The following is a 15424-nucleotide window of genomic DNA, read 5'->3' on the forward strand; positions in this document are numbered from 1 at the left end:
AAGGATGGCCGTGAAATCCCCCGCGTTTCGCAGAAAGTTTCCCTTGCTGGTTACTGGCAGTCTGCTGGCTTTTCAGCCGCTGACCTCCGTTCTTGCTGCTCCGGCAGCCCAGCAGTTCAACTGCGCTCCTTCCGCCACAGGCGGCTGGGCGTGTAATACTACCGAGGCCACGAGTAATGTGCCTCCCCGCCCAGCTCATACGGAGTCGGCTGTCAGTGCAGGCGATGGCCCGCAGACCGCAGCCGCCCGCGAGCCGGAGAAGACGCTGGTCACCGAGAGCGAAGGCCGAGGCCTTGCTTCCCGAAGCGCGGACTATAGCCATCTGGATTGGGTGCCGCGTGAAAAGCTGACCCCTGCGCAGCTGGCGGAAACAGGCCCCTACTGCTCGGGCGCCTATGTCGAGCCACAGCGCCCCGGCATGAATGACAAAACGCCGATGAGCGAATCGCCGACGTACGTCACTGCCAAGGTGTCTCGCTATCAGGAAGAGACTCAGACCGCCACCCTCGCAGGTGATGTAATCCTGCGGCAAGGTCACATGCAGGTCGAGGCGAATGAGGCCAACCTGCATCGGACTGAAAACCGGGGCGAGCTGAACGGCAACGTCAAGTTCCGTGACAATGGCATGCTCGTGGTGGGCGACAATGCTCAAGTGCAACTCGACAACGGCGCTGTCCAGGTGGATAACGCCGAATACGTTGTGCACCAGAGCCGCATTCGGGGCAGCGCGCTGTATGTCAAGCGCGGCGAAGACGCCATTATCCGCCTGAAAGACGGTACCTATACGACATGCGAGCCGGGCAGCAACTCATGGACCGTCAAGGGCAATAACGTTACGTTGAACCCGGCGACCGGCCTGGGCTATGCCACCAACGCGACCCTGCGTGTCAAGGACTTCCCAGTCCTCTATACACCATTCATTTATTTCCCGATCGACAATCGTCGTCAGTCAGGCTTCCTGCCGCCGACCATTGCCTCGTCGAGCGATAATGGTCTTACCGTCGTAACGCCCTACTACTTCAACCTGGCGCCCAATTACGACGCAACTCTGTACCCACGCTACATGACCAAGCGCGGCCTGATGATGGAAGGTGAGTTCCGTTATCTGACACGCAGCAGCGAAGGTCAGATTAGCGCGGCGTACCTGAACGACCAGGAAAATGATCATGAAGGCATGCCGGAAGCAACGGACAGACGTTGGCTGTACGGTTGGAAAAACCGCACAGGCCTGGACTCCCGCTGGCTGGCAGAAGTCGACTACACCAAGATCAGCGATCCGTATTACTTCCAGGATTTGGATACCGATCTAGGCATCAGCAAACCCACCTACGTCAACCAGCAGGGCCAGCTGACGTACCGGGGTGATACCTATACGGCGCGCTTGAACGCTCAGGCTTACCAGATGGCTACGGTATCCGACGTGACACCGTATAACCGCCTGCCACAGCTGACGTTGGATGGACACCTACCCTACAGCCCAGGCGGTCTGCAGTTTACCTATGGTACTGAGTTTGTTCGGTTCCAACGCAGTCTGGATGACAAAACCTATTTTGACCTGGACGACGACGGTAACGAAATCAATCGTCGCTCTCGCCCTGATGTAAACCTGTTTGGCTTAACGCGAGCCGAAGGTGATCGTATCCATGCTGAGCCGGGTATTTCCCTGCCGATGAATGCCAGCTGGGGCTACCTGACGCCCTCTGTTCGATATGCTTATACTCGTTACGATCTGGATCTGGATAGCCAAGGTCAAAGTGATCTGAACTCTTCATTCTCAGACGCTCGCCGTCGCTTTGCAGGCTCTAGTCTACAAAGCTTCAACGATAGCCCAAGCCGTTCTGTGCCTATCGTAAGCATCGACAGCGGTCTGTATTTCGATCGTAATTCCAACCTGTTCGGCGAAGGCGGCAAGCAGACCCTGGAGCCTCGTGCCAAGTACTTGTATGTCCCATACAAGGACCAGGATGACATCCCGGTATTCGATACCAGCGAATATACCTTCAGCTATGACTCTCTGTGGCGCGATAATCGCTTCACAGGCAGAGACCGGATTGGCGATGCCAACCAGCTGGCCCTGGGTGCAACCTCCCGCTTCATCGAGCCGAGTGGCTTTGAGCGAGCCAATGTCAGCTTTGGTCAGCTGTTCTATTTCCGCGACCGCCGCGTACAGCTGCCAGGCTTGACGGAAGATGATATCGCCTATGCCCGCAGTCTAGGTCAGAAGGTCGATAATCCTCAGGCTGATTCCTGGCGCTCGCCCTATGCATTGGCAGGTATGTACCGCTTCAACCGCGACTGGCGCGTCAATGGAGAGTTCAACTGGGATCCGACCATTAACCACACGGACTCTGGCAGCGTAATGTTCCATTACCAGCCGGAAAACGATCCCCGGAAGATCGTCAACGCAGGCTATCGCTACAGAAGCAATACACGCATCTATGATCCAAACCTGGGCCGTTTCGCTTATAACAGCAGTGACTACAAAATCGACCAGCATGATTTTTCTGTCATCTGGCCGATCGTTCCGCAGTGGTCCGCCATTGCCCGTTGGCAATTCGACTACAACAAGAGCCGTACACTCGAGGCCTTTGGCGGCTTCGAATATGACAGTTGCTGCTGGAAGCTGCGTCTGATCAACCGCTACTGGGTTGATACGGATGATGACGTCTACTACAACTCACAAACATCCAAGTCTGACCGCGGCGTCTTCCTGCAGATCGTCCTGAAAGGGCTCGGCAACGTCTTTGGTGGTAAGACCGAAGGCTTCCTGGATAAAGGCATTCAAGGCTATCGTGAACGTGAAGACCAAGCTATGTAACGCCATGCGCCCACTTGCTTTAGGTGTGGCGCTGACTATCAGCTCAATGGCCCATGCTGCCGTGGTACCGCTGGACCGAGTGGTTGCCATTGTAGACAACGATGTGGTGATGGAGAGTCAGCTCAGGCAGCGCCTGACCGAGGTGAAGCAGAACATTGCCAAGCGGGGCGGCGAAGTACCGCCCGACAGTGCTGTAGAAAATCAGGTACTGGAACGGCTGATTCTGGAAGACATACAGCTGCAGATCGCTGAACGTAGCGGCATTCGTATCTCGGAAGACGAGCTAAACCAGGCGGTTGCCACAATCGCTCAGCGCAACGGACTGAGCGTGGCTCAGTTTCGTCAGGCGCTGGCTCAGGATGGCTTGACCTATGACGATGTTCGCGACCAGGTACGTCGTGAGTTAACTATCAGTCGCGTACGGCAGCGTCAGGTAGCCCAGCGCATTCAAATCAGTCAGCAGGAAGTGCAGAATTTCCTGAACTCCGATCTGGGCCGCATTCAGCTATCAGAAGAATACCGCCTGGCCAATATTCTGATTCCTGTGGCGGATAGCGCTTCTTCCAATGAAATCCAGGCTGCTGGCCAAAAGGCTATGCAGATCTATAACAAAGCTCGTCAGGGTGCTGACTTTGGCGAACTTGCCATTGCCAACTCGGCTGGCGATAACGCCTTGGATGGCGGTGAGATAGGCTGGCGGAAAGCCGCCCAGCTTCCACCTCCCTTCGATCAGATGATCAGCTCGATGAAGCCAGGTGACGTCACTGAGCCTGCTCGTGTACCGGGCGGTATTATCATTCTCAAGGTTGAGGAGAAGCGTGGCGGCGAAAGCTCGGTGGTTGACGAAGTTCATGTTCGCCATATCCTGCTAAAGCCAAACGAAATTCGCAGCGACGAGGAGACACGTCGTCTAGCGGAACGCCTGCGTGAGCGCATCGAGGGTGGTGAAGACTTTGCCGAACTGGCCAAGAGCTTTTCGGAAGATCCCGGTTCGGCACTTAACGGTGGCGACCTGAACTGGATCAACCCGGAGTCTCTGGTACCTGAGTTCCGCGAGGTCATGAACAGCACCTCTGCTGGCCAGCTGTCTCAGCCTTTCCGTACTCAATATGGCTGGCACATTCTGGAAGTCCTGGGTCGTCGTGCTACGGACAACAGCGAGCAGGTTCGTCAACAGCAAGCCCTCAACCTTCTGCGTAACCGCAAATACGATCAGGAGCTGCAGCTGTGGCTGCGCCAGATCCGCGACGAGGCTTACGTGGAAATCAAAAAGTGACAGGGCCAAAGCGCTTTGCTTTGACGCCCGGGGAACCAGCAGGCATTGGTCCGGACCTTTGCCTGCTGCTTGCCCAGCATCCTCAGCCCTACCCTCTTATTGCTATTGCCAGCCAGTCTTTACTGGCCGAGCGAGCCCAGCAGCTGGGCCTCTCAATTTCCCTTATCAGCGTTACGCCATCTGACTGGCCTGTAGAGCCCACTAACGGCGGGGCGCTTTATTTATGGGACACACCACTAGGCGCACCCGTGGTGGCTGGCCAACTGAACCCTGCCAATGGTCACTATGTTCTGGAAACCCTGACTCGGGCCGCGCAGGGCTGCCTCAATGGCCACTTTGCCGGCATGATTACCGCACCGGTTCACAAGGGCGTGATCAATGAAGCAGGCGTTGCGTTCTCCGGACATACCGAATTTCTTGCCGACCTGACCCATACTCCGCAGGTTGTCATGATGCTGGCAACGAGGGGCCTGCGCGTGGCTCTTGTCACTACGCACTTGCCCTTACGTGAAGTGGCGGACGCCATCACTGGCGAGCGTGTCCAGCGTGTAGCGCGGATACTTCAGGCTGACCTGCAAGAGAAATTCGGTATTCCGAAGCCGCGAATTCTGGTCTGTGGCCTCAATCCCCACGCCGGCGAAGGCGGACACCTGGGCCGGGAAGAGATCGAGATCATCGAGCCTGCACTTGAGCAGTTGCGTGAAGAAGGCCTTGAACTGATAGGCCCTTTGCCAGCTGATACACTATTCACACCCAAATACCTTGATCACTGCGACGCCGTGCTCGCCATGTATCACGACCAAGGCCTGCCTGTGCTCAAGCACAAAGGCTTTGGTGCCGCGGTCAATATTACCTTAGGCCTGCCGATCATTCGTACATCGGTCGACCATGGTACCGCCCTAGATCTGGCCGGAACGGGCCAAGTCGATACCGGCAGCCTGAGCGTTGCCTTGGAGACGGCCTATCAAATGGCCGAAACACATATCAATGACTGAGCTTTATCAACACAAGGCGCGCAAGCGTTTTGGACAGAATTTTCTTCATGATGCCGGCGTCATCCACCGCATCCTGCGCGCCATCAATGGAAAGGCAGGTGAACATCTGCTGGAAATCGGCCCTGGCCAAGGGGCGCTCACGGAAGGACTACTGTCCAGTGGCGCAACGCTGGATGTCATAGAGCTTGACCAGGATCTTATCCCCCTGCTCAAGCTAAAGTTTGGCCTGAACCCTCAGTTCACCCTCCATCAGGGTGATGCCCTCAAGTTCAATTTTGCCGAACTGGTTAGTGGCGAGAAGCTGCGTGTCGTGGGCAACCTGCCCTACAACATTTCCACTCCATTGATCTTCCATCTTTTGGACCATGCAGACGTTATCTCCGACATGCACTTCATGCTGCAGAAGGAAGTCGTCGAGCGGCTGGCAGCAGAGCCAGGCGGCGGCGATTGGGGACGTCTGTCAATCATGGTTCAATACCATTGTCGCGTTGAGCACCTTTTCAATGTGGGCCCTGGTGCATTCAATCCTCCACCCAAGGTGGATTCGGCCATTGTGCGCCTTGTTCCACATACCGAACGTCCGTATACCGCTAAAAATCCAAAGATGCTTGAGCGAGTCGTACGTGAAGCGTTCAATCAGCGCCGCAAGACTTTGCGCAATACACTCAAGGGTCTCATGAACAGTGATGCCATCGAGGCTGCCGGCGTTGAGCCGGGTCTACGCCCCGAGCAACTCGATATCGCAGCCTTTGTCCGCTTGGCCAATGCCTTGGCAGATCAGCCACAGAGCAACTAAGGTCATCTGAATAACCTGAATATTTAAGAGGTCAGCCTCAGTGTCCGACCCACGCTATTCCATTAAAGTAGCTGTTTCCACACGCTACCTGCCCGAGCAGTCTCAGGAGGCGCAGAATCGCTTCGCCTTCGCCTATGACGTCACCATTACCAATGAGGGCAGTCTGCCGGCACAGCTGCATGCACGGCACTGGATCATTACCGATGGCAATGGTCGAACCCAGGAGGTGCGCGGTGCTGGTGTGGTAGGCGAACAGCCTGTACTTGCACCAGGAGCAACGCACCAATACAGCAGCGGTACGGTGCTCGAAACCCGCGTAGGCAGTATGCGTGGCAGTTATCAGATGGAGGCCAGTGACGGCCATACCTTCGATGCCGTTATTGCGCCCTTCCGCCTCGCTGTTCCAGGTTCCTTACACTGATGACGCTTTATGCCGTTGGCGACTTGCAAGGTTGCCTTGACCCGCTCAAGTGCCTGCTCGAAGAAGTAGACTTCGATCCTGCCCAGGACCGTCTCTGGCTGGTTGGTGACCTGGTCAACCGTGGCCCGCAATCACTGGAAACGCTGCGTTTCCTGTATGACATGCGGGAATCCATCGTCACCGTACTGGGCAACCATGACCTTCATCTTCTGGCGGTTTCGCTCCATCCCGAACGCATGAAGAAAAGCGATACGCTGCGCAAGATCCTCAAGGCGTCAGACTGCGACGAGCTGCTCTCTTGGCTTCGCCAGCAGCCGCTTCTTCATTACGATGAGCCGCGCGATACGATTTTGGTTCATGCTGGTCTGCCGCCGCAGTGGACGCTGGAAAAGGCACTCTCCCTGGCCAAGGAAGTAGAAGCTGTTCTGCGGGATGATGAGCACTTTCCACAATTCATAGACGGCATGTACGGCAATGAGCCGGCACTCTGGGAAGACAGCCTGGAAGGGGCCACTCGCTGGCGTGTTATTACCAACTACCTGACGCGCATGCGTTTCTGCGCACCGGACGGCACGCTGGAGTTGAAAACCAAGGAAGCCTCCGGCAGTGCGCCTGACGGCTATGCCCCCTGGTTCAGCCATCCTGGTCGTCTGACGCGTCAGCATCGGCTGATCTTTGGCCATTGGGCGGCACTTGAAGGCCGCTGCGATGAGCCTGGCGTGTTTGCGCTGGATACCGGCTGTGTCTGGGGCAACAAAATGACCTTAATGAATGTCGATACCGGCGAGCGCCACAGTTGCGCCTGCCAGGAAGGAGGCTAAAGATGAGCGAGTTTCACTGCATTGATCCTGAACAGGCGCTGGAGCTGCGCCAGCGTGGCGCAACAGTTGTGGATATCCGCGACCCTCATAGCTACGCCACCCTGCATATTGCGGGCTCTCAGCGGATCGATAACCAGACCCTGCCCGACTTCATGGCCCAGACCGATATGGATCAGCCGCTGGTTGTCGTGTGCTACCACGGTCATTCAAGCCAGAGCGCTGCCGCCTTTTTTTCCCAGCAGGGCTTCAGCGAAGTCTACAGCCTCGATGGTGGCTTCGAAGTCTGGCGAAGCGTATATCCCGACGAGACGGAAAGCGGCTCGTTTTGATTGATCCTTCAAGTGCTTAGCACACGCTTTTGACGATCCCGTTACACATAAGTCTAAAGAGGGGCTTCCACATCTCCATAATCAGACTATTCTTGGATTAGGCCTTCCCATTCAGGGAGCCGGATTTCCGGCGGGCCATCGGTACGACCATTAGGTGTTCGGGGGAATTCCAAACGGTTGCTCCGTCGACTGTTGCTGTTTTCCGTGCACGCGTACGACCGATCCCAGCCGGCTCGAGGGTATCCAGCGAGGAGACGTCATGAGCATTTTCAGTCACTTCCAGGGGCGTTTCGAAGCGACTCGTCAGGAAGAATATTCCCTTCAGGAATATCTTGAGATCTGCAAGAAGGACCGTACTGCCTATGCCAGTGCCGCTGAGCGCATGCTCATGGCTATTGGTGAACCGGAGCTGGTAGATACCGCCAGCGATCCGCGCCTTTCGCGCATCTTTTCCAACAAGGTGATCCGTCGTTACCCTGCTTTTGCAGACTTCCACGGGATGGAAGATTGCATCGAGCAGATCGTTTCGTATTTTCGGCATGCTGCCCAAGGCCTCGAAGAGAAAAAGCAAATCCTTTATCTCCTGGGTCCTGTAGGGGGCGGTAAATCGTCATTGGCGGAAAAGCTCAAGCAGCTGATCGAGCGTGTTCCGTTTTATGCCATCAAGGACTCTCCGGTCTTTGAATCTCCGCTGGGCCTATTCAATCCTGATGAAGATGGCCAGATTCTTGAAGAGGACTATGGCATTCCTCGCCACTATCTGCGCAGCATCATGTCACCTTGGGCAGCCAAGCGATTGCAGGAGTTTGGCGGAGATATCAGCAAGTTCCGTGTTGTAAAGCTGCATCCTTCCATCCTTAACCAGATCGCTATCGCCAAGACCGAGCCAGGCGATGAGAACAACCAGGACATTTCCGCGCTGGTCGGCAAGGTCGACATTCGCAAGCTTGAGGAATATCCGCAAAACGATGCAGACGCCTATAGCTACTCAGGTGCTTTATGCCGAGCCAACCAAGGCTTGATGGAATTTGTGGAAATGTTCAAGGCACCTATCAAGGTGCTGCACCCACTCCTGACCGCGACTCAGGAAGGCAACTACAACAGTACCGAAGGTCTGGGTGCCCTGCCCTACAGCGGGATCATCCTGGCGCACTCCAACGAATCAGAATGGCATACCTTCCGTAACAATAAGAATAACGAGGCCTTCATCGACCGTATCTACATCGTCAAGGTCCCGTATTGCCTGCGTGTTTCGGATGAGATGAAGATCTACGACAAGCTCCTCATTAACAGCTCTCTATCCAAGGCTCATTGCGCGCCCGATACGCTCAAAATGTTGGCGCAGTTTTCTGTACTTTCACGCCTGAAAGAGCCTGAAAACTCGAATATCTACTCCAAGATGCGAGTGTACGACGGTGAAAACCTGAAGGACACCGACCCCAAGGCCAAATCGATTCAGGAGTATCGCGACACAGCAGGTGTCGATGAAGGCATGAACGGTTTGTCGACCCGTTTTGCCTTTAAGATTCTTTCACGTGTCTTCAACTTCGATGCCAACGAGATTGCAGCCAACCCTGTTCATTTGCTGTATGTGCTTGAGCAGCAGATCGAGCAGGAGCAGTTTCCGGCAGAAGTCCGCGAGCGCTACATGCGCTTTATCAAGGAATACTTGGCACCTCGTTATGTCGAGTTCATCGGCAAAGAGATTCAAACCGCCTACCTTGAATCGTACAGCGAATACGGACAGAACATTTTTGACCGCTACGTCTTGTACGCCGATTTCTGGATTCAGGATCAGGAATACCGTGACCCGGAAACAGGTGAAATTCTCAATCGCGCGGCGCTGAACGAGGAGCTGGAGAAGATCGAGAAGCCGGCAGGCATCAGCAACCCAAAAGACTTCCGCAACGAGATCGTCAACTTTGTGCTGCGCGCGCGTGCCAATAACAATGGCAAGAATCCCAGCTGGCTCTCTTACGAGAAGCTGCGCACGGTCATCGAGAAGAAGATGTTCTCGAACACCGAGGATCTCCTGCCGGTTATCAGCTTCAACGCCAAGGCAAGCAAGGAGGACCAACAAAAACACAACGACTTTGTGACTCGCATGGTCGAGCGCGGCTATACCGAGAAGCAAGTGCGGTTGCTGTCCGAGTGGTATCTGCGGGTACGGAAATCGCAGTAAAGAACGCAGTCGTATCGTCACAGGCAGAGGCGGCGTGACCGTGCTCTGCCGTGACCTGTCCGGCGGTAGGCAAATCGCAATATGCCAAGCCTATCGTAGGACCGCGGACTGCTCCATTTCCGAGCCCGGAGGGCGTCTATGAGTTATGTCATCGACCGGCGTTTGAATGGCAAGAATAAGAGCACGGTAAACCGTACACGTTTTCTGCGGCGTTACCGCGAGCACATCAAGAAGGCGGTCGAAGAGGCCGTGAGCCGCCGTTCCATTACCGATATGGAGCATGGCGAGCAAATCAGTATTCCTGGCCGCGACATTGATGAGCCCGTGCTGCATCACGGTCGTGGCGGCAAGCAAACGACCGTTCATCCCGGTAACAAGGAGTTTTCTTCAGGAGACCGCATTCCGCGCCCCCAAGGAGGCGGTGGTGGTGGCGCAGGCCAAGGCAAGGCCAGCAACAGTGGCGAAGGCATGGATGACTTCGTGTTCCAGATTACCCAGGACGAATTTCTCGACTTCATGTTCGAGGATCTTGAACTGCCGAATCTGGTGAAAAAACAGCTGACCGGCAGTGACACGTTCAAGACAGTACGTGCTGGTATCAGCAGCGAAGGGAACCCGTCGCGCATCAATATCATCCGGACTTTACGCTCCGCTCATGCCCGGCGAATTGCTCTGTCGGGCGGGAGCCGCAACAAGCTGCGCGAAGTCAAGGCAGAGCTTGCACGCCTGCGTGTCGAGGAGCCGGACAACATCACTGATATCCAGGCGCTCGAAGCCGAGATTGTGCGTCTGCGCGCCCGGATCGATAAGGTCCCATTCCTGGATACCTTTGACCTCAAGTACAACCTGTTGAGCAAACAGCCTACGCCAAGCTCAAAGGCCGTGATGTTCTGTCTGATGGATGTTTCCGGCTCGATGACTCAGGCGACTAAAGACATCGCCAAGCGCTTTTTCATCCTGCTCTATCTGTTTCTCAAGCGTAATTACGAGCGAATCGATGTGGTGTTTATTCGTCACCACACTAGCGCGCGTGAAGTGGATGAAGAGGAGTTTTTCTATTCCCGTGAAACGGGCGGCACGATTGTATCCAGTGCATTGAAGCTCATGCAGGAAATCATGGCGGAGCGGTATCCCCTCAACGAGTGGAACCTGTATGCCGCGCAGGCCTCGGACGGTGACAACTGGAATGACGACTCGCCTATCTGCAGGGATATCCTAGTCCGCCAGATACTGCCGTTCATGCAGTACTACACCTATGTAGAGATCACGCCACGGGAACATCAGGCCTTGTGGTACGAATACGAACAGGTGCGCGGGGCGTTTCCCGAGTCCTTTTCGCAACAGCAGATCGTATCGGCTGCCGACATCTACCCGGTGTTTCGTGAACTGTTCCAGCGGAGGCTTGTGTCATGAAGCGTCAGCCTATTTCCACCGGCTCGGAATGGACATTCGAGCTCGTACAGGCCTACGACCGGGAAATCGGTCGTATCGCCAAGCGCTATGCGCTGGATACTTATCCCAACCAAATTGAAATCATCACAGCCGAGCAGATGATGGACGCTTACGCGTCTGTTGGCATGCCTATCGGCTATAACCACTGGTCTTATGGTAAGCACTTCCTGCATACCGAAAAGCATTATAAGCGCGGGCAGATGGGCTTGGCCTATGAAATCGTGATCAATTCGGATCCTTGCATCGCCTATCTGATGGAGGAAAACACCATCACGATGCAGGCCCTCGTAATTGCCCACGCCTGTTATGGGCATAACAGCTTCTTCAAGGGCAACTACTTGTTCCGGACCTGGACAGACGCCAGCTCCATCATCGATTACCTAGTGTTCGCCAAGCAGTACATCACGCAATGCGAAGAACGCCATGGCATCGATGCGGTAGAGGACCTCCTCGATTCATGCCATGCGCTCATGAATTATGGTGTGGATCGCTACAAGCGGCCCTATCCCATTTCCGCTGAAGAGGAGCGCCGTCGGCAAAAGGAGCGTGAGGAGCTCCTGCAGCGACAGGTAAATGATCTCTGGCGCACCATCCCCAAGATGGGCGACAAGGATAAACACGAAGAGGATGCGCGTTTCCCGTCTGAGCCTCAGGAAAATATTCTTTATTTTCTTGAGAAACATGCCCCGCTGCTAGAGCCCTGGCAGCGTGAAGTTATCCGGATCGTGCGCAAGATCGCTCAGTACTTCTATCCGCAGCGGCAAACGCAGGTAATGAATGAAGGCTGGGCAACCTTCTGGCATTACACCTTGCTCAACGATCTCTACGATGAAGGCCTCGTAACCGATGGCTTCATGTTCGAGTTCCTGCAGTCTCACTCAGGCGTGATCTACCAGCCAAGCTTCGACAGCCCCTATTACAGCGGCATCAACCCTTACACCTTGGGCTTTTCCATGTTCCGCGATATTCGCCGGATCTGTGAGAGTCCTACCGAAGAAGACAAGCGCTGGTTTCCGGATATCGCAGGCAGCGACTGGCTCTCTACCGTTACGTTCGCGATGAAGAGCTTCAAGGACGAAAGCTTTATCCTTCAATTCCTGTCGCCCAAGGTTATCCGGGATCTCAAGCTGTTCAGCATTCTGGACGATGATCACCGTGATGAGCTGGAAGTCGCGGCAATTCATGATGATCGGGGTTATCGCCTGATTCGTGAGCAGCTGGCAGCCCAGTACAACCTGGGCAATCGTGAGCCTAATATCCAGATCTGGAATATCAACCGTCGCGGTGATCGCTCGCTCACGTTGCGGCATACCCAGCATGATCGCAAACCCCTGGGCGATTCTACCGAGGAGGTACTCAAGCACTTGCATCGCTTATGGGGCTTTGACATTCACCTTGAAACCGCTCAGGGCGATCAGATCGTCAGTACCCAGCACGTTCCGCCCCGGGACGGCCACCGGGACCTTGACCCTCGGCGTACCGACATCGCTATCTCGCCCATCTAAATCCAAGGCCTCCTGTGAGGCCTTGTTTCTTTACATCCTTTTTGGCGTTTACCTACTTCATCGTTATCCTGCTGCCTTCAGGAGGTGAAGCATGCAGATATACAAGGTGGGTGGCGCGGTCCGGGATCGATTGCTAGGGCAGCCCGTTACGGAAGTCGATTGGGTTGTTGTCGGAGGTACCGCTGAAGAGCTTACCGCTCAGGGTTTTCGCCCCGTCGGTGCGGACTTTCCCGTCTTCCTTCATCCCAAGACCGGTGAGGAATACGCCCTGGCGCGCACTGAACGTAAAAGCGGTCGTGGCTATGGCGGCTTCACCTTTTTTGCAGACCCGGACGTCACCCTGGAAGACGATCTCATCCGCCGCGATCTGACCATCAACGCAATGGCAGAAGACGAAGCGGGCCACGTGATTGATCCCTATGGTGGCCTGAAGGATCTACATGCACGTCTGCTGCGCCATGTGTCCCCAGCGTTCATGGAGGACCCATTGCGGGTACTGCGCGTAGCTCGTTTTGCGGCCCGCTATGCTCCGCTTGGGTTCAATGTCGCTCCGGAGACCCTTGAGCTGATGCAGCGCATGGCGACCAGCGGTGAACTGGACGCCCTGACACCCGAGCGCATGTGGAAAGAAATCTCCCGGGCGCTGATGGAGTCAAGGCCGGATGTTTTCATTCAGACCCTGCATGTCTGTGGTGCGCTGGCTGTACTGATACCCGAGATCGACTCCCTGCTCAAAGCCGATGCCGATCCGTCTACCAGCCATACCTTGCGGGTACTGCGCCAATGCGCCAGTCATAAGCAACCCCTTCCCATACGCTGGTCATGTCTACTCATGCAGGTGAAGGGCGATCAACACGAGCCAAACCAGGTTACCGACACGATCGAAGCCATCAATAACCGCTTCAAGTTGCCGCGTGACTGCAGTGAGCTGGCGTTATTGGTCAGCCAGTATCACCCGCACGTCCAGCGTGCAGCCGAGCTGAGCTCAACAGCGCTTCTGGCGCTATTCCAGTGCTTCGACCTGTTCCGTCGGCCGGCTCGCTTCGAGGAGTTCCTTCAAGCCTGTGAAATGGACCACTATGACGCAGCACTCCCCTATGCGCAGGCAAATTACATGCGCTCGGTTGCGCAGGCTGCACGCGCAGTAACAGTACAACCTTTATTGGAGAGAGGACTTAAAGGCGCCGAACTTGGGGAGGCTTTGAAGCAGTCGCGCCTCGAGGCCATCGAGGCGTATTGCCGTGACTATTCAGCTGGAAAGGCCTGACACAGCGTGGCTGGCGTCAATGCCTGTCCACGCCATGTAAACGGTACCGGCCATAAACGCTGGACCTTGGGCATCGCAGCCCAAAGAGAAGCGTAATCACGGCCATCGACAGGATGCCTGACTGTGGCGGCTAATAACGAGAGCGGCCAAAGCACGAAGGCATTCTTGAGAATTTCTGCCCGCGGCAGAATCAGCCCATCCAGGTTTCCTACGAGATCGCCATAGGTCAGAATGTCGATATCAAGCGGCAAACCCGTACGATCTGCCGCGTATCGACCATTATCAGCCTCGATGTGCTTTAAGCGAACACTCAAGTCAGCCAGGGACAATTCTGTCTGGGCCTTGACGACCAGGTTGAAGAACGGCTCGCTCTTGATACCCACGGCCTCGCTTTCAAAGACGGGAGAGCATGCCAGCTCTCCGCATAAGGCGGACAAGGCCTCCAGTGCCGCCGTCAGATGCTGCTCACGCGCGGTATTGCTGCCAAGGCCCAGGTATACCGTGGTCAGAGACATCCGCGCTCGATCTCCACACCAACCCCTGCCGCCGTCGGTACGGCACCCGGTTTGGTAATCTTCAGCCGCAACCCGGGCAATTGAAACTCCTGCATCAAGAGACTGGCCAGACGCTCAGCAAACGTCTCGACCAGCTGGAAGCTCGACTGCTGGGCGAACGCTGTAATACGTTCTGCCACCGCGGCGTAATTCAACGTCTTGTCTAGTTCATCGCTCTCGGCGGAAGGACGAATGTCCCAAGCCATGGTGACATCCAGACGCAAGCATTGACGAATTTCGCGCTCCCAGTCATACACACCAATAACGGTGTCAACTTCCAGTCCCTCGATGAATACCTTGTCCACGACCCTCTCCAGCGCCCATATGCGCATTATTTGAAAAGCCCAGCCACCGTATCGCGGTCAGACGAAGATTCCCATTAGAATCTGAAGGGACTGCCCCTCCGGGAACATCATCATGGTTTGGTTGCTGGCCACTTTTGCCTACCTGCTCGGCTCCGTATCGTTTGCCGTCCTGCTCAGCCGCGCCTTTGGCCTTAACGATCCCAGAACCAGTGGATCAGGCAATCCCGGTGCAACCAACATGTTTCGTCTTGGTGGCAAGCGCCTTGCCATCCTGACATTACTAGGCGACCTGAGCAAAAGCCTCGTCCCCATTCTCCTGGCACGTACCCTGGGCCTGTCAGAGGTCGAGCAGGCCTGGATCGGTCTGGCAGCAGTACTGGGCCATGTCTATCCGCTCTACTTTCAGTTTCGCGGCGGCAAAGGCGTCGCCACAGCGGCCGGTATGTTGCTAGGCCTGTATCCCTGGGCTGCATTGCTGGCGGCTGGCACCTGGGGAATCGTCTTCGCAATGACCCGTATCAGCTCCCTGGCTGCACTGGCCGCCACGTTGCTGTGCCTGCCGCTTATCGCCTGGCAACAACATGCCGCGTTATTGCCTCTGCTCGCGCTGACCATCCTTATCGTGCTTCGCCATCGTGCCAATCTCAAAGCCTTGCTGGCAGGGCGAGAACGTCACTTCTAGAGAGCGTGGCAGCTTTTATCT

Annotated in this window: 14 protein-coding genes; 12 read left to right on the plus strand and 2 right to left on the minus strand. The window is 55.6% G+C overall.

All coding sequences use genetic code 11. The annotated features are described in order from the left end of the window. Positions 1 to 4: 4 nt before the first annotated feature. From GM154_RS07070 to GM154_RS07120, 11 genes are all read left to right on the plus strand, one after another. Entirely contained in the window at positions 5 to 2818 is a 2814-nt protein-coding gene (locus GM154_RS07070; protein WP_219651587.1) for an LPS-assembly protein LptD, read from the plus strand. Further along, entirely contained in the window at positions 2799 to 4094 is a 1296-nt protein-coding gene (locus tag GM154_RS07075; protein WP_219651589.1) for a peptidylprolyl isomerase, read from the plus strand. Before GM154_RS07070 ends, GM154_RS07075 begins: the two co-directional genes overlap by 20 nt. Continuing rightward, positions 4091 to 5089, plus strand: coding sequence for a 4-hydroxythreonine-4-phosphate dehydrogenase PdxA (gene pdxA, locus GM154_RS07080; protein ID WP_219651591.1), 999 nt, complete (start codon positions 4091 to 4093; stop codon positions 5087 to 5089). The genes GM154_RS07075 and pdxA overlap by 4 nt, the downstream gene beginning before the upstream one ends. Further along, entirely contained in the window at positions 5082 to 5885 is an 804-nt protein-coding gene (gene rsmA, locus GM154_RS07085) for a 16S rRNA (adenine(1518)-N(6)/adenine(1519)-N(6))-dimethyltransferase RsmA (protein WP_010795977.1), read from the plus strand. Before pdxA ends, rsmA begins: the two co-directional genes overlap by 8 nt. A gap of 40 nt (positions 5886 to 5925) precedes the next feature. Continuing rightward, on the plus strand, positions 5926 to 6306 hold the full coding sequence (apaG, locus tag GM154_RS07090) for a Co2+/Mg2+ efflux protein ApaG (RefSeq protein ID WP_010795978.1): 381 nt from the start codon (positions 5926 to 5928) through the stop codon (positions 6304 to 6306). After that, complete coding sequence (locus tag GM154_RS07095; RefSeq protein ID WP_219651593.1) at positions 6306 to 7127, plus strand: symmetrical bis(5'-nucleosyl)-tetraphosphatase; 822 nt, start codon at positions 6306 to 6308, stop codon at positions 7125 to 7127. The genes apaG and GM154_RS07095 overlap by 1 nt, the downstream gene beginning before the upstream one ends. A gap of 2 nt (positions 7128 to 7129) precedes the next feature. Continuing rightward, on the plus strand, positions 7130 to 7456 hold the full coding sequence (gene glpE, locus GM154_RS07100) for a thiosulfate sulfurtransferase GlpE (RefSeq protein WP_219651594.1): 327 nt from the start codon (positions 7130 to 7132) through the stop codon (positions 7454 to 7456). A 259-nt stretch (positions 7457 to 7715) separates the two neighbouring features. After that, positions 7716 to 9638: a PrkA family serine protein kinase gene (locus GM154_RS07105; protein ID WP_010795981.1), complete on the plus strand. Its 1923-nt coding sequence runs from the start codon at positions 7716 to 7718 to the stop codon at positions 9636 to 9638. Between the two features lie 138 nt (positions 9639 to 9776). Further along, positions 9777 to 11051 (plus strand): YeaH/YhbH family protein, encoded by a 1275-nt coding sequence (locus GM154_RS07110; RefSeq protein WP_219651596.1) that lies wholly within the window; start codon positions 9777 to 9779, stop codon positions 11049 to 11051. Continuing rightward, positions 11048 to 12595, plus strand: a complete 1548-nt coding sequence (locus GM154_RS07115) for a SpoVR family protein (protein ID WP_219651597.1) — start codon at positions 11048 to 11050, stop codon at positions 12593 to 12595. Before GM154_RS07110 ends, GM154_RS07115 begins: the two co-directional genes overlap by 4 nt. 91 nt (positions 12596 to 12686) lie before the next feature. Further along, positions 12687 to 13862: a multifunctional CCA addition/repair protein gene (locus GM154_RS07120; RefSeq protein ID WP_074826852.1), complete on the plus strand. Its 1176-nt coding sequence runs from the start codon at positions 12687 to 12689 to the stop codon at positions 13860 to 13862. Here the strand turns inward: GM154_RS07120 and folK are convergent. After that, positions 13841 to 14377, minus strand: coding sequence for a 2-amino-4-hydroxy-6-hydroxymethyldihydropteridine diphosphokinase (gene folK / locus GM154_RS07125; RefSeq protein ID WP_125888566.1), 537 nt, complete (start codon positions 14375 to 14377; stop codon positions 13841 to 13843). The two genes, GM154_RS07120 and folK, sit on opposite strands and share 22 nt — an antisense overlap. Further along, positions 14368 to 14721: a dihydroneopterin aldolase gene (gene folB / locus GM154_RS07130; RefSeq protein ID WP_010795986.1), complete on the minus strand. Its 354-nt coding sequence runs from the start codon at positions 14719 to 14721 to the stop codon at positions 14368 to 14370. The genes folK and folB overlap by 10 nt, the downstream gene beginning before the upstream one ends. A gap of 112 nt (positions 14722 to 14833) precedes the next feature. Here folB and plsY point away from each other — a divergent pair, with 112 nt between their 5' ends. After that, positions 14834 to 15403 carry a glycerol-3-phosphate 1-O-acyltransferase PlsY gene (gene plsY / locus GM154_RS07135; protein WP_219651599.1) on the plus strand — a complete coding sequence of 190 codons (570 nt, stop codon included), beginning with the start codon at positions 14834 to 14836 and terminating at the stop codon, positions 15401 to 15403. Positions 15404 to 15424 lie beyond the last annotated feature (21 nt).

This window comes from Pseudomonas sp. MAG002Y, from assembly GCF_019400845.1.
GTDB lineage: Bacteria > Pseudomonadota > Gammaproteobacteria > Pseudomonadales > Pseudomonadaceae > Chryseomonas > Chryseomonas luteola.

Bases quoted from the DNA above. Each gene is read 5' to 3' on its own strand.
- GM154_RS07110 (WP_219651596.1), top strand. From the start codon at position 9,777: ATGAGTTATGTCATCGACCGGCGTTTGAATGGCAAGAATAAGAGCACG.
- GM154_RS07095 (WP_219651593.1), top strand. From the start codon at position 6,306: ATGACGCTTTATGCCGTTGGCGACTTGCAAGGTTGCCTTGACCCGCTC.
- GM154_RS07105 (WP_010795981.1), top strand. From the start codon at position 7,716: ATGAGCATTTTCAGTCACTTCCAGGGGCGTTTCGAAGCGACTCGTCAG.
- GM154_RS07070 (WP_219651587.1), top strand. From the start codon at position 5: ATGGCCGTGAAATCCCCCGCGTTTCGCAGAAAGTTTCCCTTGCTGGTT.
- GM154_RS07120 (WP_074826852.1), top strand. From the start codon at position 12,687: ATGCAGATATACAAGGTGGGTGGCGCGGTCCGGGATCGATTGCTAGGG.
- folK (WP_125888566.1), bottom strand. From the start codon at position 14,377: ATGTCTCTGACCACGGTATACCTGGGCCTTGGCAGCAATACCGCGCGT.
- plsY (WP_219651599.1), top strand. From the start codon at position 14,834: ATGGTTTGGTTGCTGGCCACTTTTGCCTACCTGCTCGGCTCCGTATCG.
- glpE (WP_219651594.1), top strand. From the start codon at position 7,130: ATGAGCGAGTTTCACTGCATTGATCCTGAACAGGCGCTGGAGCTGCGC.
- rsmA (WP_010795977.1), top strand. From the start codon at position 5,082: ATGACTGAGCTTTATCAACACAAGGCGCGCAAGCGTTTTGGACAGAAT.
- GM154_RS07115 (WP_219651597.1), top strand. From the start codon at position 11,048: ATGAAGCGTCAGCCTATTTCCACCGGCTCGGAATGGACATTCGAGCTC.